The following is an 18,926-nucleotide window of genomic DNA, read 5'->3' as shown; positions in this document are numbered from 1 at the left end:
CATTCTGACATTGCGCCTTGTCTCTCAATAAAGCAGGTCAGCGTTTGGCAAAGGCCGCCTGTATGCCGTTATTCTCCGCGTGCAGGGACCTGACATACTCGCTGGGCGACTGGCCCACCAGAGCGCGAAAATCGCGAGCGAAATGGGCCTGATCAAAATAGCCCAATTCCAGCGCCAGTCTGCTCCAATCGCGAGGCGCGTGAGCCTGCAGTTGCGCGATGGCTTCATGCAGACGATAGCGTTGGATCACCCATTTGGGGCCGACGCCTACGTATTTATGAAATAGCCTCTGTAGCGCGCGTTTGTCTATCGCCGCAGTGCCCAGCAATTGGTTTACCGACGTTATGCCAAGGTTGTCGGCGATAGCGGCCACGAGCCTGTTCGCTCGCGCGACGTTAGGATCGGGTTGGGGCCGCTGCGCCAGCAGGAAAGCCTCCGCCACGAGCGTCATCGCACTCGTCGTAGCGCACGTGGCGATACGCGTCGCCAGCGACTGGCAATCAGCGCCAAACACGGTCTGCGCAGGCATCGAGCGGTTCGCGAGCGTCGATATGGGCGCTTGCAGAAAGGGATGGAAGCCGCCCGGCTTAAACTTGATGCCGAAGGCGAAGCCTCGCCCTTCAAGGAGCCGCTCGAAGCGATCGGTGTGAACGCCGTAAACGTATGATTCATTCCGTTCGATCACCAGATGCACGTTGGGGTGGGGCAGTGTCGCTTGCCGCTGAGGCGGTAACTCCCGCAGATCCCAGCGCACACACCAGTAGTGCTCGACCAGATCGGCCAACGCAGCTGATGGCGAGTGGCGCTCGTGTAGAAACTGACTTTGCGTCGGCTGCGGATGCAGCACTCCGCGCGGTTTGGCATTCCCGGCCGTCATCTTGAGCTACCGTCATGCGGGGCGACTTGTCGCGTTTTTGCAATCATCTACCTGGTCGCTCCTGATACATTCACATATGTCTTCGCGCCGCGTTATGCGCCGCGATAGCTGCTGGAAGATAATGACGATTTTATAACTCGACAGATTGATCTGTATGGGCGCGTTTAATCTTTGCCGCGGCCATTGCCAGGAACGCAGCGCGCACCGATGCGTCTGTGTCATCAACCTTAACAAAGGGGTTTGTAAAATGCATGCGACAGGAACATTCGACATCAAATTGACGCCGCAAACCGCAACGGCCGAAATTGAGACGGCCAAGCTCAGTCGGATGACGATTGATAAGCAATTTCATGGTGACCTGACTGCGGCCAGCCTCGGAGAAATGCTGGCTGTACGCATGGAGGCGCATGGCTCCGCCGGTTATGTGGCAATGGAGCGCGTAACGGGGACCTTGCATGGCCACAAGGGCAGCTTCGTGTTACAGCACAGCGGCACCATGAACCGTGGGGTTTCGTCGCTGCAGTTGACGGTCGTCCCCGATTCCGGGACGGGCGAGCTGACGCAATTGAGTGGAACGATGACGATCGAGATCGACCAAGGCACGCACCGCTACACGATGGATTATGTCCTTCCCTAGGGGAAGAACGAGGTGAACGGCGACCCAAACTTGTGTCAGCGCCGTGGTGAAGAAAGCAGGGCAAAAAAATGCCGCCCCTGGGGACGGCATGTCGGCATTCAGCGCACCAGATGCAAGAAATGCAGATGCTTTTCGTACTGGTCGAGAATATCGTTGATCAACTGCTCCTGATTCCAGCCCATGACATCGTAGTTCTGGCCGCCTTCTTTCAGGTAGATCTCCGCGCGATAATATTTGTGCTGCTCGGCTTGCTGTTCATCATTATCCAGCCCGGCCAGGGCGAAGGTCGGCGAGCTGTAGCCGCGCAGTCTGACTTCATAGATAAAGTTAAGCTCATCGCCTAAATCAACCTCGAAACGAATGCGATCTTCCGCGCCGGTGTTGATACTGCTGAGCGTGCCTTGCTTACTCAGCTCCTCCTGCACCAGCGTCATGGCCGACTGGATGACTTCGTCCATAAAGCGCTTAACCAGCGAGCGCTTTGGCAGATAAGCGATATTACGCAGCCTGCGCTGCCAGGGGATAGGATTGCGGGCGGCGGTAGGGGCAATGGTGGCCATATTCTGGCTGTCGCGCTTGGTCAGATCGCGACGCAGCGCCTTAAGCAAACCGTAAATGGATATCAGCAAGATGGCCGAGAAAGGCAGCGCGCTGGCGATGGTGACGGTTTGCAGCGCGCTGAGCCCCCCGGCGATCAGCAAGGCGATGGCGACGATGCCCATCAGCGACGCCCAGAAAATGCGTTGCCATACCGGCGTGTTGCTGGAGCCGCCCGAAGCCAGGGTATCCACGACCATGGCGCCGGAATCGGCGGACGTGACAAAAAAGACGATAACCATCGCCATGGCGATAAACGAAAGCACGCTGGAGAATGGGAAATGCTCCAGGAAGTTAAACAACGCCAAGGCCACGTCTTGTTGTACCGTAGCGGCGAGATCTGTCGCGCCCTTTTCCATGATGAGGTAAATGGCGCTGTTGCCGAACACGGTCATCCACATGAGGGTGAAGCCGGCCGGGACGAACAGCACGCCCGTGACAAATTCGCGGATGGTTCGGCCGCGGGAAACCCGTGCGATGAACATCCCGACGAAAGGCGACCAGGAGAGCCACCACCCCCAGTAGAGCAGCGTCCATCCACCTAGCCAGTTGCTGGATTTGGGTTCATAGGCATACAGGTTGAAGGTTTTGCTGACCAGCTCGGACAGATAGCCGCCGGTATTTTCCACAAAGGATTTCAACAGCAAAACGGTTGGCCCCAACAGCAAGACCAAGGCCAGGAGCAACAGCGCCAGGCTGAGGTTCAGCTCCGACAGAAAGCGTATGCCCTTCTCCAGCCCGGAAACCACGGAAATGGTGGCCAGCCCGGTAATCACCACGATTAATATCACCTGAACGGTTTCGTTGATTGGCACGCCAAACAGGTGGTTAAGCCCGGCGTTGACCTGCAATACGCCATAACCCAGCGAGGTCGCGACCCCGAATACGGTGCCGATGACGGCGAAGATATCGACGGCGTGGCCGATAGGGCCATAAATGCGATCGCCGATGATCGGATAAAGCGCGGAGCGCAGGGTCAACGGCAGGCCATGCCGATAGCTGAAGAAGGCCAGAATCAACGCCACGATGGCGTAGATTGCCCAGGCATGCAGCCCCCAGTGGAAAAAGGTCAGGCGCATGGCTTGTTTGGCCGCCTCGATGCTCTCGGGCGTGCCGACCGGCGGCGAGAGATAGTGCATAACCGGTTCTGCCACGCCGAAGAACATCAGACCAATGCCCATCCCCGCCGAAAACAGCATGGCAAACCAGGAGTGATAGCGAAAATCGGGTTGCGCATGATCGGGGCCAAGTTTGATGTCGCCGTAACGAGAAAGCCCCAGAAACGTCACGCTGAGCAATATGAGCGCCACGGCCAAAATATAAAACCAGCTGGCGTTGGTGAAGATTTGTTGCTGCAGAAGCTTGAAGTTTTTGTCAGCGACGTCGGGGAAAAAGGCGGCGAAGGCGACCAGAAGAAAAATGAGGACTGCAGAGGTGAAGAATACCGCTTTGTTGATATGGCTTTGCGGCTTATTTAAGGAGGTGTCTTTCTCACTCATAAATTGATTTATTCCATTTGTTTGATTATCGCCCTGAATGGAGGAAAGGTGGTGACTGTAATATCGTAGCAAAATAATCGGGCTGGCGCAGGAGGCCGGCGCCGCTCTATAGAGCGGAATTACCGCTGTCTTTACGCGGTAATTCCGAATAATTCACGTTGCCGTTAGTTAAATAAAAAGGCCAATAACCCCGTCACCTTATTCTTATTTTCCCATCCCTCCAATTTCATGCAGGCATTAACGTGTTCTTTTCTGCGCATTTCATTACGGTCCGAAGGAAAAACGACGCCGTGAGTATTGGGGATATCCGCGCCGTTGATATTCATGGAGGAGAATACAGGCGAGCGGGTGTCTAAAGACAGGCTCACGGGATAGCGTTGTTCGGCTTCTTGTCGGCAGCTTGCTCTGGCGGCTTCAAGGGGTGTCGGAGCCGCCGTTTGCGCTTCCCACTTTTCCGGCGTGGCGCAGGAAGACATCATCAACGCGGCGGTGATAACGGCATATTTTCTCAACGTTAAAATCCCTTTTCAAAAAAATCCCGCCTATTCTACCCAACCCCTCAAACAGGGGGAGCGTTATTCACGTTTAACGCCTCCGGCGAGACGCACGGCTATTCATGCGGTGTGGCCCGCCGGAAAACCGGGCGGGCCGTTATGGCGCATTAACCGAGGATCTCCTTGGCGAGTATTTCAAACAGCGTATCGATCTCATCAAGGGTGTTGTAGTGCATCATGCCGATGCGCAGCACGCCGCCGTCCTGCAGCCCCAGTTGCTGAATCAGGCCCAGCGCATAGAAATGTCCGCTACCGGCGCAGATGTTGTGGTGCCCCAGCCGTCGGGCGATCGCGTCGGGCGCCTGGCCGCTGAAGGTCAGGGCGAAGGTCGGCGTGCGGCGTGCGCTGTCCGCCTGCGGATTGCCGTAGAGCCGCACGCCGTCGAGTTGCTGCAGCCGTTGCAAAAAGTGGCGGCACAGCGCCTCTTCATGCCGGTGGTAGGCGGCGAAGCTCTCCTGCAAGCGCTGCCTTAACGGCGCGTCGGGCGTGCCCCACTGCGCCAAATACTCGATAGCGGCCGCGACGCCGGCCAGCGCTTCGAAGCTCTGCGTGCCGGTCTCGAAACGGCCGGGGCCGACGTCGGTGGCCGGCTCGACTTTGTACGGCCGCAGGCGCTGCAGCCACTGCGGCGCGATGTAGGCCATGCCGACGTGCGGGCCAAAGAATTTGTAGGCGGAGCACACCAGGAAGTCACATCCCAACGCCTGCACGTCGATCAGGTTATGCGGCGCGTAATGAACGGCGTCGACATACACCTGCGCGCCCACCCGATGCGCGGCTTCAACGATGGTTTTGATATCGACGATGCTGCCGGTGACGTTGGACGCGTAGCTGACCGCCACCAGACGCGTGTTGGCGTTGATGCGCGCGCACACTTTTGCCGCGTCGAGAGAACAATCGGCGCTCTCCAGCGCTATCTGATGCACCACGGCGCCTTTGTCGGCGGCGGCCTGCTGCCAGCTGGAGACGTTGGCGTAGTGATCCAGCGCGGTGACGATGACCTCATCGCCGTCCCGCCAATCGCGACTGATGATGCGGCTGAGATGAAAGGTCAGCGTGGTCATGTTCATGCCGAAGACGATGTTGTCGGGCGACGGCGCATTTAACAAGGCGCGCACCGATTCGCGCGCCTGGCTCATCACCTCGCCGGTAACCCGGCTGGAGAAATAGTGCCCGCCCAGGTTGGCGTTGTACTTCCCCAGGTAGTCGGTCATTTTTTCCAGCACGCCCCGGGAAACTTGCGCACCGCCGGGGCCGTCGAAAAAGATCGCCGGTTTGCCGTCGATCTGCCGGGACAGGGCGCTGAACTGGCGTCGGGCGAGCTCGGGGGTAAAGGTCATGCTTTCTCTCCCCGAGCGGTGAGGACGAAGAGATCCAGATAGCCTTCTTCATTCGGGCTTACGGTATTGATCGGCGTGGCGTTGTGCCACAGTTTACTGTCCGCCAACAGCACGGCTTCACCGTCGGCCAGCGCTTTTTTGAAGAAAGGATCGTGGCGGCTGTCGTCGTACAGCATGATTTCGCCGCCGACGATATTGTGGCGGTGAATGGCGATCATCGCGATATGGTCGAAACCGTCCTGGTGAATGCCTTCCGGCGCCACCAGCGTATCTTTTTGGATGGCGACCACGCGCATCTGGTGGATCTCTATTTCGGCGCCTTCCGGCAGTTCGTTATTTTCGGCAAACAGGTTGCACATCTCCGCCATGCCGGCGCTCTGCAGCACGGCGCTGTCGATAGGCTCGAAGCGGCGCACCACGTTGCCCTGGAAATGGTTGATCTGATCCGACTGCATGAAGGTACGCGGCCCCACTTCGGCGATGTTGGGGTTGAGGTATTTCACGACGGAATAACGGCGCAGGCGATATTTGCCGTCGGCATGTTGCGTGTGGGGCAAGGAAGAAAATGAGGGCATCAGCTCTTGGGTGGCTTGCGGGCTTAGTACAGTCATACTTATTACGTTTTCGTGTTTCTGTAACATAATCACCTCTAATAATAATAATTTCTGATGTTGTAGGGGGTAATTCGATTGAATTGTAGACGACTCTATAACCAACGCAATGTGGGGTTGGCGAGGTGTGATGGCGGTCGTAAAGTGGGGAGAACGCAAAAAGATAACGTGGCGAAAAGTCGGCTGGTGCGGCGGTGAAACGGTGCGGCATCTTGCCCGCACCGGCAGGTATCAAGCGATGGGCGCGCGGCCCTCGTGTTCAGAATGTCTCGAAATAAAGCTCGCGCAACAGCCAGGAGATTTCGTTATTGGTGCGGTTCAGGACGTCTATTCTGTGAACCCCTATCGCTTCTGCGCGCAGGTCGAGCAGCAGGTTGCGAATCTGCCGGAATAACGGGGTTTGCGGGTTGGGTTTGGCCAACTGCTGTCCACACAGTTTGATACCGGCGTCGCAGCCGGTGGCGATGTCCGTCAGGCAGCACGGGCAAGCGGTTTTTTGGCGCGCCATATTGCGGCATTGTTGCCCGATTACCTGGTTGAAGTGGCGTAATTGCAGGCAGACTTCCCGCGAGTTCAACGGTTTGGAATGGGTTGTCATCGGTTTCAGCTCCCTTGTCTTCGCCTATATTGGCACTTACCGATGAAGATAACCACGGACAAGCTGAGGGGGTATCGCCTTGTTTTGTTTGCAATGGGGAGGGGATGGCGGCCCGCCGTCGGCGGGCCGTTACGATCAGGCGCGTTTAAACAGATTCGCCGCCTGGAACAGGGCAAAGGAACTGACCAGCATCTCGATGCCGACGATCGCCGTCACCAGCGTCACCGACGCCGCCGGGCCTGAGCCGATCAGCATCCAGGCGATGATCAAATCGAGCACGCCGATGACGAACTGCAGCCAGTTGCCCGGCAGGCCTCGGCGCATATAGCCTGCCGCCAGGCGCGCGATGCCGCCGAGCGCAAACAGCACGGCGAGGTAGACCGCCAGCGCCAGAATGCCCGCCAGCGGGCTGGTGATGAACACATAGCCGATAATCAGGTAGGCCACGCCCAGCAGAATGCCGCCGATCATCGGCCAGGTATTCTGCGCCCGGTTGGCTATCATGGCGATAATCAGCCCGGCGCCGCTCAACAGCAGCAGGACGCCCACCACGATGCTCAGCGCTGCGCCGGAGGCGAAAGGATTCACCAGGCACAGTATGCCGCCCGCCAGCAGCAGGAAGGCGATGATCAGCAGGGTGGTGCGTTGCTTTTTGAGCAGATCTTCGCTCAGGAGGGGCAGATTATTGCGGTCGAGGTTCAACATGACAGTACTCCATTTCGTCGTTGGGTAATTAATCAGTCATCCTTACCTGTTTAGCATAGACCGTCTGGGGGTTTTTGACTGACCCGGCGCAAATGTTACACTGTGCGGCTGACGCGTATCAGAACCGAAAGACGATTGGGGACAGGATTTGAGCACAGGAAGCAAGCTGGCAAGGTGGCGCCGCATCGCGGTGTGTCTGACATTGGGGCTGCTGTTGGCTGGGTGTTCGGGTAAAAACACCTACAACCGCGACTACGACAAACTGCCGAAGGGCAGCTACACCGGCAAGTCCTACACCGTCAAACGGGGCGATACGCTGTACTACATCGCCTGGATCACCGACAGCGAAGTCGGCGATCTGGCCAGAATCAACAAGATACGCCCGCCCTATAATCTGGAAGTGGGGCAAAAACTGCGGCTGAGCGGCGGCGCGCCGACCAAAACCGCCGCTACGCGCCGTAAAACATCCTCGTCTTCCGCCGCGATCGCCAAGCAAACGCCGCCGCCGGGCGCCGCACGTTGCTGGCGCTGGCCGACCAGCGGCCGGATCGTGCAGGCGTACTCCAATGCCGATGGCGGCAACAAGGGCATCGACATCGCCGGTAAACGCGGCCAGCCGATCTATGCTTCCGCCAAGGGCAAAGTGGTGTACGTCGGCAACCAATTGCGCGGCTACGGCAACCTGATCATGATTAAGCACGGCGAAGACTTTATTACCGCCTATGCGCACAACGACACCACGCTGGTGCGCAATGGCCAGGATGTGAAAGCGGGGCAGAAGATCGGCACCATGGGCAGCACCGGCACCGATTCGGTGTTCCTGCATTTCCAGATCCGCTACCGCGCCACCGCGCTCGATCCGCAGCGCTATCTGCCGCCGCAGGGATCGTCGCCGTCCTGTTAACGTCAATCCGGCTCCTTGCGGGGCCGGATGTCAGCTATTTCAGCGGCAGATAAAGATCGGTCACCAGTTCATATTCCGCTACCTCGTGCACGAAGTTGTGGTAGTGGAAATAGAGCGGAAAGTCGCGCAGCTCCTCGCCGCTGGCCGGCAACCACTTGCTGTAGAGATAGCGGGCGCTTTCCGAGAGCCCATCCAGCGATCCGAGATGGCGCAGCACCGCGCAGCGTCCGGCCGGCAGCATGCTGTTCACCACGCCGAAGGCGTTGTCCTCCGGGATCGGCGCCGTGACTTCCCCGCAGAGGTAGAAGCGGAAGTCCTGCGCTTCGGTGGTGGCCGGATCGTGCGGCGCGATGCCGTACGTGCGGCTGCTTCTGACCGGCGACAGGCCGCTGGTTTTACGCCACTCGATAAAGCGCGCGGCGGTTTCATTGACCAGCGCGGACGGGCCGCGATGTTCGAGCATCGCCACCGGCGTGGCCGGGCAGTCGACAATGTCTACCTTCATGGGGTGTTTCCTTCTGTGTTTCGGTTCGGGAAAGCGCTGCTGCCAATCGATCCAGGCCGGCTGTTTGCGAAACTGGCTCGGCGTTTGGCTGAACGCCTGTTTGAAGGCGCGGCTGAAGGACTCCGGGTTTTGAAAGCCGGCGTCCAGCGCGATGTCAATCACCGGCTCCAGCGGGTTATACGCCAGGCGGTAAGAGGCGCGTTTAAGCCTCATCCACTGGATATAACGCCACACCGAGATGCCGCAATACGCGCTAAACTGGCGTTGAAAGTGAAAGCGCGAAAAATGGGCCACTTCGCTCAGCTTGTCGACGGTAAGCGCCTCGTCCAGGTGGCGGTCGATATAGTCAAAGACCTGCGCAAAGCGCTTTGCATACGTCTGGGTCATGTGATTGTCTCCTCCATGCCTGAACTTTGCCCGAGTCGCCGCCGCTTCTCCTGACGGATGATGCTGAGTTGCCATCGCAGGAAAACGGAATGGCTGCGGCGTTCGCCGCCGGCCAGGCCAAACTCATAACCCCCGCGCGGCCATGCGCCGCGAGCCCGACCGAGAAGATGAATATTACATGATGGATCGTTCCCGCTTGCTGAAATTCCTGCTGCCCTATCTGTGGCCGAAAGACAACCCGCGGCTGCGGGGGTATCTGGTGGTGGCCTTCGTGTTCATGGTGGCGGCCAAGGTCAGCACCACGCTGGTGCCGCTGGCCTACAAAGCGATGGTCGATGCGCTGAGCGGCGAGACGGCGAAAATGCTGGCGGTGCCGCTGGGGCTGATCGTCGCCTACGGCGTGGCGCGGGTGGGCGGCGCGCTGTTTGAGGAGCTGCGCAACGTGATGTTTATCCACGTCAGCCAGAACGCCACGCGCCTGTTGGGCGTGCGGGTGTTTCGCCAGCTGCATGCGCTGAGCCTGCGCTTCCATCTGGAGCGCCAGACCGGCGGGCTGTCGTTGTCTATCGAGCGCGGCACCCAGGCGGTGTCCACGGTGCTGTCGCGATTGTTGTTCTCCATCGTGCCGATCCTGTTCGAGCTGACGCTGGTCACGGCGATCATGTGGCATATGCTGAACGGCTGGTTCGCGTTGGCGATCCTGACCACGGTCGGCTGCTACATCCTGTTCACCGTGCTGGCGGTGAGTTGGCGCACCCGCTTTCGCCGCGAGCTCAACAAGGCCAACGCCGACGCCAACAGCAAATCCATCGACAGCCTGCTGAACTATGAGACCGTGAAGTACTTCGGCAATGAAGCGTTCGAGGCTGAGCGCTTCGATCTGTCGCGCCGGCTGTACGAATACGCCGCCATCAAGAACCAATTCAGTTTTACCGCGATCAACCTGGGGCAAACCGCCATTATCTCGATCGGGCTGATCGTCATGATGGCCATGGCGGCGCAGGGCATTACGCAGGGGACGATGACGGTCGGCGACTTCGTGCTGGTCAACGCCTACCTGCTGCAGCTGTACCAGCCGCTGAACTTCTTCGGCTTTATCTACTCGGAGGTGCGCCAGGCGCTGATCGACATGGAGAACATGTTCGATCTGCTGCAGGAAAAGCGTGAGGTCGTCGATAGCCCGGATGCGCAGCCGCTGCGCCTCGAGCGCGGCGAAGTGCGGTTCGACGCGGTCAGCTTCGGTTACGACACGCGTCGGCCGATCCTCAAGCAGGTGAGCTTTACCATTCCGGCGGGCCACACGGTGGCGGTGGTCGGCGCCTCCGGCGCGGGCAAGTCCACGCTGTCGCGCCTGCTGTTTCGCTTTTACGACGTGCAGGGCGGCGCCATTACCCTCGACGGCCAGGACATTCGCCAACTGACCCAGGCCAGTCTGCGGCAGGCGATCGGCATCGTGCCGCAGGATACGGTGCTGTTCAACGATACGCTGCGCTACAACATCGGCTATGGCAAAACCGGCTCCAGCGATGAAGAAATCGAGCGTGCGGCGCGGCTGGCGCATATCCATGATTTTATCGTCGGTCTGCCCGACGGTTACGACACCCGGGTGGGCGAGCGCGGGCTGAAGCTGTCGGGCGGTGAAAAGCAGCGGGTGGCGATCGCGCGCACCATCCTGAAAAATCCGGCCATCCTGGTGTTCGACGAGGCGACCAGCGCGCTGGATACCCAGACCGAGCGCGAAATCCAGGGGCACCTGCGCGAGGTGAGCCGCAACCACACCACGCTGGTGATAGCCCATCGGCTCTCCACCGTGGTGGACGCCGATGAGATCATCGTGCTGGAGGCGGGGGAGATCGTCGAGCGCGGGGGGCATGAGGCGCTGTTGGCGGCGAACGGCCGCTACGCCGCCATGTGGCAAACCCAGTACAGCGAAGAGCAGGAGCCGCGCTGACGCTGCCGTTCACACCATCGATGGCGCGGCCTTGAGCCGTTGTATCACGTAGTCGCAGGCGATGCGGTAATCCTGCTGCAGATCGGTGTCATCCCCGGCCAGGCTGCCGCGCAGCCAGAGCCCATCGATCATTGCCGCCAGCCCGCGCGCCGCGTCGCGCGCCTGCTGCAGCGGCAGCTCGCGGCGGAACTGGCTGCATATATTGGAATAGAGCCGCCGATCGTTGGCGCGCTGCAGGCGGCGCAGCACCGGCTGGTGCATGCTGGCGGCCCAGAAGTCGAGCCAGGCGCGCATGGAAATGGCGTTGGTTTGACTGGGGTGGAAGTTGCCCTGAATGATGGCGCACAGCTGCGACTGGCTGTCGCTCGCCGCCTGAGCGCGGCACTCGGCCACCGCGTCGCGCAGATCGCGCAGGATCTTGCGCATGGTCGCGCTCAACAATCCCTCCTTATCGCCAAAATAGTGGCTGACGATGCCGGTCGACAGCCCGGCTTCTTTCGCCACCTGCGACAGGGTGACGCCGGCCAACCCCACCACGCTGATGGTTTCGAAGGCGGCGTTAATCAACTGCTCCTTGCGCTGCTCAGGAATGTCTCTGCGGTACATATTTTCCCCAACTGATAGGCAAATCACACTTTGAATTTGATTGATTGAACGGTCAATCAATACTCTATATGCTGCGAAAATGTCAAATAAATGACGATAAAATGTTAATTAAAAGTTGCATTTAAATCGTCTGTCTTTCGCATCATGGAAGCCTGCCAATGACAATAAAAACTCCTCCATCGCTTGACGAAGAACCTGTCAGATTGAATGTCCCGGTATTTTTCGGCTCAGCCGCGGTGATCTTGCTGCTGGGGGCGCTGATTGTGCTGTTTCCCGCCGCCAGCAAACAGTGGCTGAATGTCGCGCAAAGTTGGGTGGCCGACGTGTTCGGCTGGTATTACATGCTGTTGATGGTCGCCTGTATGGTGTTCGTGTTCTGGCTGGCGCTGTCGCGCTTTGGCCATATTCGCCTCAGCCAGGATGATGAGCCGCCGCAGTTTAGCTATCCCTCCTGGGTGGCGATGCTGTTCTCGTCGGGCATCGGCATTGCGCTGGTGTATTACGGCGCCTATGAGCCGTTGGATCACTTCCTGTCGCCACCGGAAGGCGACGGCGGCAGCGTACAGGCGGCGCGGCAGGCGATGGCGCTAACCTTTTTACACTGGGGGCTGCACGGTTGGGCGCTGTATGCGTTGATCGCCACCGCGCTCGCCTATTTCGCTTATTGTCGCGGTTTGCCGCTGGCGCTGCGTTCCGCGCTGTACCCGATCTTCGGCGAGCGCATCCACGGCGGCGTCGGCCATCTGGTGGACAGCTTCGGCATTCTGGTGACGGTTATCTCGATGGTGACCAACCTGGGGATCGGCGCGCTGTTGGTGAACTCGGGGCTGTTCTACCTGTTCGACATCCCGCAAAGCACCGGCGTGCTGCTGGCGCTGATCGTGGTGATGATGGTGGTGGCCACGCTGGCGGCGGTCACCGGCGTCGAAAAGGGCATCGCGATGCTGTCGAACATCAACGTCGGCTTCCTGTGCCTGCTGTTGCTGTTCGTGTTTCTGGCCGGCCCGACGCTGAACCTGCTCAACGGCATGTTGCAGAACATTGGGGATTATCTGACCTCGCTCGTCAGCCGCAGCTTCGATATGTATCTGTACGGCAAGGCGCGCCAGTGGCAGGGCGCCTGGACACTGTTCTATTGGGCCTGGTGGGTGGCGTGGGCGCCGTTTGTCGGGCTGTTTATCGCGCGTATTTCCAAAGGCCGTACCATCCGTGAACTGATCTTCGGCGTGTTGCTGATCCCGCTGGGGTTCACGCTGGCTTGGCTGTCGATCTTCGGCAATACCGCCATCAGTCTGGTGCTGGAGGGCGGGCAAGCGATTCTGGGGCAGGTGGCGCAAAGCGATCCGCCGATGGCGGTGTTCAAGCTGTTCGAATACCTGCCCTATACCCAGCTGACCGCCGGTTTTGTGGTGGTGATAAGCTTCGTGCTGTTCCTGACGCCGGTGGACTCCGGCACGCTGATGATAGCGAATCTGTCCTGCCAGGGCGGTTCCGCCCACGATGACGCGCCGGCCTGGCTCCGGGTGTTCTGGGCGGCGGTCACCACGCTGGTGTGCGCCGGGCTGCTGTACGCCGGCAGTTTCAGCGCGATGCAGACTGCCGTGGTGCTGTGCGGCTTGCCTTTCTCGGCGGTGATCGTGCTGTACATGCTCAGCCTGCGCAAGGATCTGCGCGGCTACGCCATGAAGCCGGCGCTCCCCTGAGGCGGCTTATTCGTCCGCGCGCGGCCGATGATGCACGTATTCGATAATCGTGCCATCCGGCAGGCGCGCATTGAAACAGGCGCCGGTGGGCACTTCCACCGGGCCAAAGAAGATATCGGCGCCGGCGGCCTGTAGCCGCTGGTGGTAGGGATAAATGTCATCGACCAGCAACGTGCCGACGGTGCTGCGAAAAGGACGCAGGTTTTCTTCCGAGCCTTCCAGGATCAGAAATGGCCCCACCGCCGCCAGCACCAGCCGATGCTCGGGGAAGTCGAAATGCATATCCGCTTCCACGCCGTGCAGCTGCTCGTAAAACGCGATGGCGCGGTCAATCTCGCCTTCGTTGACGTAGACCCGGATCAGCACGCGCGGCTCGCGCAGCGATGAAGAGTCGGCGGTTTTGCGCCAAAAGCCTGCTTCTGTCAGTTTTGCCGTCATTGCTCATTCCTCATGGTGGCTCGTTTCCTTGTCATCATGCCGCCGTTTGACGGCAGGGATTAGACCGAGTTGTTATGAACCAGCAGCGGCGGAAATAAAAAAGCCCCGGTAACGGGGCAAAGACCCGCTCAGGTCGGAATAGCGGGCTAAAGCGGGCGTCAGGCGCGATGGAATTCCGGTAACACCAGTTGGCCGATCTCCTGCATCGTCTCTTCCAGCGGCCGCTGGTTGCGGCGAAAATGCAGGCCGATGTGATTGACCCCGGCGTCACGCATGGCGCTCAGTTCCTGAATTAATCCATTGCGGCCGCTCTTGATGCCGAAGCGATGGCGCTGAATCGGCGCGTCGGCGTTATCGGTGAGGTCGAGATGAATAAAGCTGACGTAGGGCTTGTCACCGGCTACGTTGCGCCAGAGTTTGACCCGCGAAACATGGTCCGCAGGCGTGCCGGGATACGACAGCCAGCCATCCATATTTTTCCCCACCCACTCGGGCGTTTGTTGCGCCAGCCCGGCGACCAGCAGCGGCGGCGGCGGCGTGGCCGGCAGCAGGCGCAGTCCCGGTTGCAGCGCGCTGTCGGCTTCCCCTTTGAGAATGCCGACGCTGGCGCGGAAGCTTTCACCGCGCGCGGCGTAATCGGCGCCGAACAGCGGGTACTCCACGGGGCGATCGCCGCTGGCGACGCCGAGCAACAGACGATCGCCGCTCAGCGTTTGCAGCGTGGAAGCCGCTTTGCGCACCAGCCACGGCTGCCGCAGCGGCAGCACCACGGCCGCGGTACCGAGCAGAATATTGCGCGTCAGGCTGGACAGGTAGCCGAGGTAGGTAAAGGTCTCAAACACCTGCGCGGCGTCGCCGAAGTCCGGATCATACAGCGGCACGTCGCGAACCCAGGCGGCGCGAAAGCCGAGCTCATCGGCCAGCTTGATGCGCGCAGCGTGTTCGCTCATGTCCGGCACGCCGAACGGCCGCCCGTCCTGCTGGCGTTTCAGCTGCCCGCTGGTGGACCAATCGTTGTCCAGCGGCAACTCGATGCCGATGGAAAGCGGCTCCCGGGTTAATTTTTCGATGCTCATGTGTCACTCCGTCTCAGGCCTTGCGGCGCGGTGTCGAACGATGGCACGAAGTGTTGCATGGCGCTTAATTGAGATAAACAGCCCTAATCGCAATAGATAATTGCTGTTGCGAGCATAATTGCTTTGCAGGATACGGCATATTTGTCGTGATTTACGTCACGCTCTGCGCTTTTGTTATTGTCCAGACGAGGTTATATAACCCCGCCGTTGGCCTTTCCCTCGTAAGAGTTAGTTTTTTCTGCGGCCTTAAAATAAAACGAGATGATTCAATAGATAAAAATGGCTCTGAAGCGCGAGCGGGGATCATTCAATGCCGATAAAAAATTAATAAGCCTGAAGCGTCATCGATGGGATTATTCGCAAATAACGCGCAAACAGGCTTTTTTTAATCGCAAGAAAGTACCGGACATTATTTTATATTTATCAATAACAGAAGGATAAATAACCTGAAGGTGATAATGCGATATTGAAATAGTACCCGTTCAGAATTTTATTTGTCTCTCGAAGAGCGCTGGTTGACAGACCGCCGGCTTGCGATAATTTTATGTCATTAACATGTTAATGAGTTGTTGTCGTGACGGAGGGCCAATTTCTCTCTTGGCCGAGCGCTTAACACACTTATGCCATGGCGGGTCGCCATTCATAAGTTAACTTATGGACAAATGACGCTATGAATACATCGCCAGCGGCACGCAGAGCATTGAGTGAAGAGAACCGGTTGCTGATTATTTTGTTTTTCGTGTTCGGCTGCGTGTTCGTCGATCGTCTGACCATCTCGTTTCTGTTTCCGATGATTGCCGCCGACCTCAAGCTCAGCAACGTGCATCTCGGCACGCTGTCGGCGGTGTTGGCGCTAACCTGGGCGCTGTCCGGCGCCGGGTTGGGGGCGATAGCCGATCGCTTTAATATCCGTAAACCGATGCTGATCCTGTCCATCTTAGTGTTTTCGCTGTTCTCCGCGCTGTCGGGGCTGGTCAGCGGGTTTGCCATGTTATTGATCTTCCGGGCGCTGATGGGGATTGCAGAGGGGCCGGTATTGCCGATCGCGCAATCGTTGATGGTGGAAAGATCGCAGCCGCAGCGCCGCGGTTTCAACATGGGATTGATCCAGGGCGCGGCGCCGGGGCTGTTGGGCGGCATCATCGCGCCGCCGCTGATCATCTATCTGGCGCAGAAGTGGGGATGGAGCATGGCATTTCACCTGACCGCCGTGCCGGGCATTATTCTGGCGTGGCTGATCTATCGCTATGTGAACGGCAAAAAGGATCCCGCTTTCAGCGCCGCGCCGGCGGCCGGTAAGCCGGCGGGCAAGGCCGCTTACGGCGAGCTGTTCAAAATCAAGAACGTGGCGCTGTGCATTCTGATCTCCTGCGTGTTCGTCACCTGGTTCATGATCATCATAACCTTCACCCCTAACTTTTTGGTGACCGACCGTGGCTTCGGTGAAGGCACGATGGGCGGCATCATGAGCGCCATCGGCGCCGCCTGGGTCTTCTGGGGCGTGGCGGTACCGGCGATCTCCGATCGCCTCGGGCGCAAACCGACGCTGATTTTCTTTTCGCTGCTGGCGGTGTGCTGCCCGCTGTTCCTGAGCTACGTCGCCAATCCGTGGCTGCTGGGCGTGCTGGTGTTCCTGTCTTATACCGGCCTTGGCTGTTTCACGCTGTTTATGGCCACCATCCCGTCGGAAACGGTATCGCCGGCGCGTATCGCCACCGCGTTGGGGCTGGTGATGGGGATCGGCGAGGTGATTGGCGGCTGCCTGGCACCGTTTATCGCCGGGCTGATCGCCGATCGCTACGGCCTGGTCAGCGTAATGTGGCTGGCAGCCGCCGGCGCCGTGTGCGCCGGGGTACTGAGTTGTTTTCTCGATGAAACCGCCCCTGCCGTGGTGAACCGCCGAGCGGTGAAGCCGGCGGGTGTCGCCGACGTTTGAGACGAGTTTTATCCCATTCAATCAAGGAGAGCGAAGATGTCAGCAGAATCATCCGTACTGAATCAAAATGCCGAACCGGACTGGAAGAATTACGACGATTTCGCGCGCGGCATCGATACCAACCGGTTGCCGAGTACCCAGGACTGGCGCGGCAAAACGCTGCAGATCGCCTTTGAAGACGGCGGGGACATCACGCTGCGTTTCAGCGCCGACCGGCAACGGGTGCTGTGGGCCTGGGGAGGGGAGAGCGGTGAGGACGCTTACGAAGAGGTGCAAACCTCCGCCGCGCGCTATTTCTTCAATATTCCGCTGCAGTCGCCGGGCAACGAATGCCTGACGCTGGTGCTCAACCGCGACAGCGGCCGGGCGCTGCTGGTGCGCAGCACGCTGTTGCCCGAACAAACGGTGGAAAAGGGATCCCGCCTCAAGCAAAGCTTCCACGTTGGGCTGATTGCCGGCGTCACGCCGGGCGGCATCGCGCCGCATTTGACCCGCGAGCTGATCGGTTATCGCACGCTGAACGTTTACAGCCCCAACCATTACTATGAGCACTTCTACGTCAACACCGAGCGTTACGCCTGGCAAAACCTGCGCGGCGAGCAGTTCGGGCACGGCGACATGGATTACGCCACTTACTACAAGTTTGAGGACGAGATGTTCCTGTTCACCTTCCGGGAAAAGATTATCCCGGTGTGCTCGGTGTTCTTCTTCGACTTTATCTCCGGGCGCTGCACCGGCACCTTCCTCGGGTTGGACGCCGCCGGCCGGGTGTTGGTGTCACCGGCCGGGGCCTTCATCAGCAAGATGAGCTACAACGCTTATCCGGATGGCGTGCAGCCGCTGTGAGTCAGGCGTTTCTGACCAGCGATCCGGCGTTGATCTCCGTAATGGTTTTCGCGCCGGTGAGCGTCATGGCGACGCGCATTTCCTTGTCGATCAGATCCAGCAAGTTAGCCACCCCGGCTTCGCCGGCCGCCGCCAGCGCATAGACGAAGGCGCGCCCCAGCAGCACGCTGTCGGCGCCCAGCGCGATCATGCGCACCACGTCCAGGCCGCTGCGGATGCCGGAATCGGCCAGTAAGGTAATGTCGCCTTTCACCGCGTCGGCGATCGCCGGCATGGCGCGCGCGGTCGACAGCACGCCGTCCAGCTGGCGGCCGCCGTGGTTGGAGACGATGATGCCGTCGGCGCCGAAGCGCACCGCATCTTTGGCGTCTTCCGGATCCAGAATGCCTTTGATGATCATCGGGCCGTCCCAGAATTCGCGGATCCACTCCAGATCTTTCCAGGAAATCGACGGATCGAAGTTGGCGCCCAGCCAGCCGATGTAGTCTTCCAGGCTGGTCGGTTTGCCGCGGTAGGCCGAGACGTTGCCCAGATCGTGCGGCTTGCCGAACAGGCCGACATCCCAGGCCCACTGCGGATGGGTAAACGCCTGCAGCACGCGGCGCAGGGCGGCGTTGGGGCCGCTCATCCCCGAGTGGGCGTCGCGGTAACGGGCGCCGGGCACCGGCATGTCGACGGTGAACACCAGCGTTTTCACGCCGGCGGCTTTGGCGCGCTCCAGCGCGTTGCGCATAAAGCCGCGGTCTTTCAGCACGTAGAGCTGGAACCACATCGGCCGATCGATCGCCGGGGCCACCTCTTCGATGGGGCAGACCGACACGGTGGACAGCGTGAACGGAATGCCTTTTTTGGCCGCGGCGCGCGCGGCCTGCACTTCGCCGCGGCGGGCGTACATGCCGGTCAGCCCCACCGGCCCCAGCGCCACCGGCATCGCCAGCTGCTCGCCGAACAGCGTGGTCTCCAGGCTGAGTTCGGACATATTGCGCAGCACGCGCTGGCGCAAGGCAATATCGGCCAGATCTGCGGTATTGCGCTTCAGCGTATGCTCCGCGTAGGCCCCGCCGTCGATGTAGTGAAACAGAAACGGCGGCAGTTTGGCCTGGGCGGCGGCCCGGTAGTCGGTTGACGCGGAGATGATCATAGTGTTTACCTTCTT

At 59.6% G+C, this 18,926-nt stretch carries 18 protein-coding genes; 6 read left to right on the top strand and 12 right to left on the bottom strand.

All coding sequences use genetic code 11. The features are described from left to right. Window positions 1-37 precede the first annotated feature (37 nt). Complete coding sequence (locus tag ACMGG9_RS19165; RefSeq protein WP_414161637.1) at window positions 38-877, bottom strand: AraC family transcriptional regulator; 840 nt, start codon at window positions 875-877, stop codon at window positions 38-40. 247 nt (window positions 878-1,124) lie between these two features. On the opposite strand from ACMGG9_RS19165, the gene ACMGG9_RS19160 reads away from it, so the two are divergent. Continuing rightward, window positions 1,125-1,514, top strand: a complete 390-nt coding sequence (locus ACMGG9_RS19160) for a DUF3224 domain-containing protein (RefSeq protein WP_414161636.1) — start codon at window positions 1,125-1,127, stop codon at window positions 1,512-1,514. A 98-nt stretch (window positions 1,515-1,612) separates the two neighbouring features. Here the strand turns inward: ACMGG9_RS19160 and ACMGG9_RS19155 are convergent, their stop codons facing one another. From ACMGG9_RS19155 to ACMGG9_RS19130, 6 genes are all read right to left on the bottom strand, one after another. Beyond that, complete coding sequence (locus ACMGG9_RS19155) at window positions 1,613-3,610, bottom strand: BCCT family transporter (protein WP_033644786.1); 1,998 nt, start codon at window positions 3,608-3,610, stop codon at window positions 1,613-1,615. A 164-nt stretch (window positions 3,611-3,774) separates the two neighbouring features. Continuing rightward, window positions 3,775-4,122, bottom strand: coding sequence for a hypothetical protein (locus ACMGG9_RS19150; protein WP_052752701.1), 348 nt, complete (start codon window positions 4,120-4,122; stop codon window positions 3,775-3,777). A gap of 149 nt (window positions 4,123-4,271) precedes the next feature. After that, entirely contained in the window at window positions 4,272-5,504 is a 1,233-nt protein-coding gene (locus tag ACMGG9_RS19145; protein WP_101453762.1) for a cysteine desulfurase-like protein, read from the bottom strand. Further along, the gene (locus ACMGG9_RS19140; RefSeq protein ID WP_223524591.1) at window positions 5,501-6,115 is read right to left on the bottom strand and encodes a 2OG-Fe dioxygenase family protein; all 615 of its coding nucleotides are present in this window, start codon (window positions 6,113-6,115) and stop codon (window positions 5,501-5,503) included. Before ACMGG9_RS19140 ends, ACMGG9_RS19145 begins: the two co-directional genes overlap by 4 nt. Window positions 6,116-6,374: 259 nt before the next feature. Further along, the gene (locus ACMGG9_RS19135; RefSeq protein ID WP_033644790.1) at window positions 6,375-6,713 is read right to left on the bottom strand and encodes a hypothetical protein; all 339 of its coding nucleotides are present in this window, start codon (window positions 6,711-6,713) and stop codon (window positions 6,375-6,377) included. A 135-nt stretch (window positions 6,714-6,848) separates the two neighbouring features. Then, complete coding sequence (locus ACMGG9_RS19130; protein ID WP_197774754.1) at window positions 6,849-7,418, bottom strand: HdeD family acid-resistance protein; 570 nt, start codon at window positions 7,416-7,418, stop codon at window positions 6,849-6,851. 148 nt (window positions 7,419-7,566) lie between these two features. Between ACMGG9_RS19130 and actS the strand changes: the two genes are divergently transcribed. Next, on the top strand, window positions 7,567-8,322 hold the full coding sequence (gene actS, locus ACMGG9_RS19125; protein ID WP_033644792.1) for an amidase activator ActS: 756 nt from the start codon (window positions 7,567-7,569) through the stop codon (window positions 8,320-8,322). A gap of 34 nt (window positions 8,323-8,356) precedes the next feature. Here the strand turns inward: actS and ACMGG9_RS19120 are convergent, their stop codons facing one another. Beyond that, window positions 8,357-9,214, bottom strand: a complete 858-nt coding sequence (locus tag ACMGG9_RS19120; RefSeq protein ID WP_414161635.1) for an AraC family transcriptional regulator — start codon at window positions 9,212-9,214, stop codon at window positions 8,357-8,359. A gap of 181 nt (window positions 9,215-9,395) precedes the next feature. On the opposite strand from ACMGG9_RS19120, the gene ACMGG9_RS19115 reads away from it, so the two are divergent. Further along, window positions 9,396-11,165, top strand: a complete 1,770-nt coding sequence (locus ACMGG9_RS19115; protein ID WP_122017020.1) for an ABCB family ABC transporter ATP-binding protein/permease — start codon at window positions 9,396-9,398, stop codon at window positions 11,163-11,165. 9 nt (window positions 11,166-11,174) lie between these two features. On the opposite strand, the gene betI is transcribed toward ACMGG9_RS19115, so the two are convergent. Continuing rightward, entirely contained in the window at window positions 11,175-11,771 is a 597-nt protein-coding gene (gene betI / locus ACMGG9_RS19110) for a transcriptional regulator BetI (protein WP_033644794.1), read from the bottom strand. 158 nt (window positions 11,772-11,929) lie between these two features. Here betI and ACMGG9_RS19105 point away from each other — a divergent pair, with 158 nt between their 5' ends. Further along, complete coding sequence (locus ACMGG9_RS19105; RefSeq protein WP_042785300.1) at window positions 11,930-13,474, top strand: BCCT family transporter; 1,545 nt, start codon at window positions 11,930-11,932, stop codon at window positions 13,472-13,474. A 6-nt stretch (window positions 13,475-13,480) separates the two neighbouring features. On the opposite strand, the gene ACMGG9_RS19100 is transcribed toward ACMGG9_RS19105, so the two are convergent. Both ACMGG9_RS19100 and ACMGG9_RS19095 read right to left on the bottom strand, forming a co-directional pair. After that, window positions 13,481-13,912 (bottom strand): VOC family protein, encoded by a 432-nt coding sequence (locus ACMGG9_RS19100; protein ID WP_414161634.1) that lies wholly within the window; start codon window positions 13,910-13,912, stop codon window positions 13,481-13,483. Window positions 13,913-14,070: 158 nt separating this feature from the next. After that, complete coding sequence (locus ACMGG9_RS19095) at window positions 14,071-14,988, bottom strand: TIGR03571 family LLM class oxidoreductase (RefSeq protein ID WP_046687746.1); 918 nt, start codon at window positions 14,986-14,988, stop codon at window positions 14,071-14,073. A gap of 670 nt (window positions 14,989-15,658) precedes the next feature. Here ACMGG9_RS19095 and ACMGG9_RS19090 point away from each other — a divergent pair. After that, window positions 15,659-16,924 (top strand): MFS transporter, encoded by a 1,266-nt coding sequence (locus ACMGG9_RS19090; RefSeq protein ID WP_046687745.1) that lies wholly within the window; start codon window positions 15,659-15,661, stop codon window positions 16,922-16,924. Between the two features lie 36 nt (window positions 16,925-16,960). Then, window positions 16,961-17,770 (top strand): MoaF C-terminal domain-containing protein, encoded by an 810-nt coding sequence (locus ACMGG9_RS19085; RefSeq protein ID WP_342192890.1) that lies wholly within the window; start codon window positions 16,961-16,963, stop codon window positions 17,768-17,770. A gap of 1 nt (window position 17,771) precedes the next feature. Here the strand turns inward: ACMGG9_RS19085 and lldD are convergent, their stop codons facing one another. Next, entirely contained in the window at window positions 17,772-18,911 is a 1,140-nt protein-coding gene (gene lldD / locus ACMGG9_RS19080) for an FMN-dependent L-lactate dehydrogenase LldD (RefSeq protein WP_117188176.1), read from the bottom strand. Between the last annotated feature and the right edge of the window lie 15 nt (window positions 18,912-18,926).

This window comes from Serratia sp. BNK-10, from assembly GCF_047456065.1.
GTDB lineage: Bacteria > Pseudomonadota > Gammaproteobacteria > Enterobacterales > Enterobacteriaceae > Serratia > Serratia ureilytica.
This window is presented reverse-complemented; position numbering and strand designations above follow the sequence as displayed.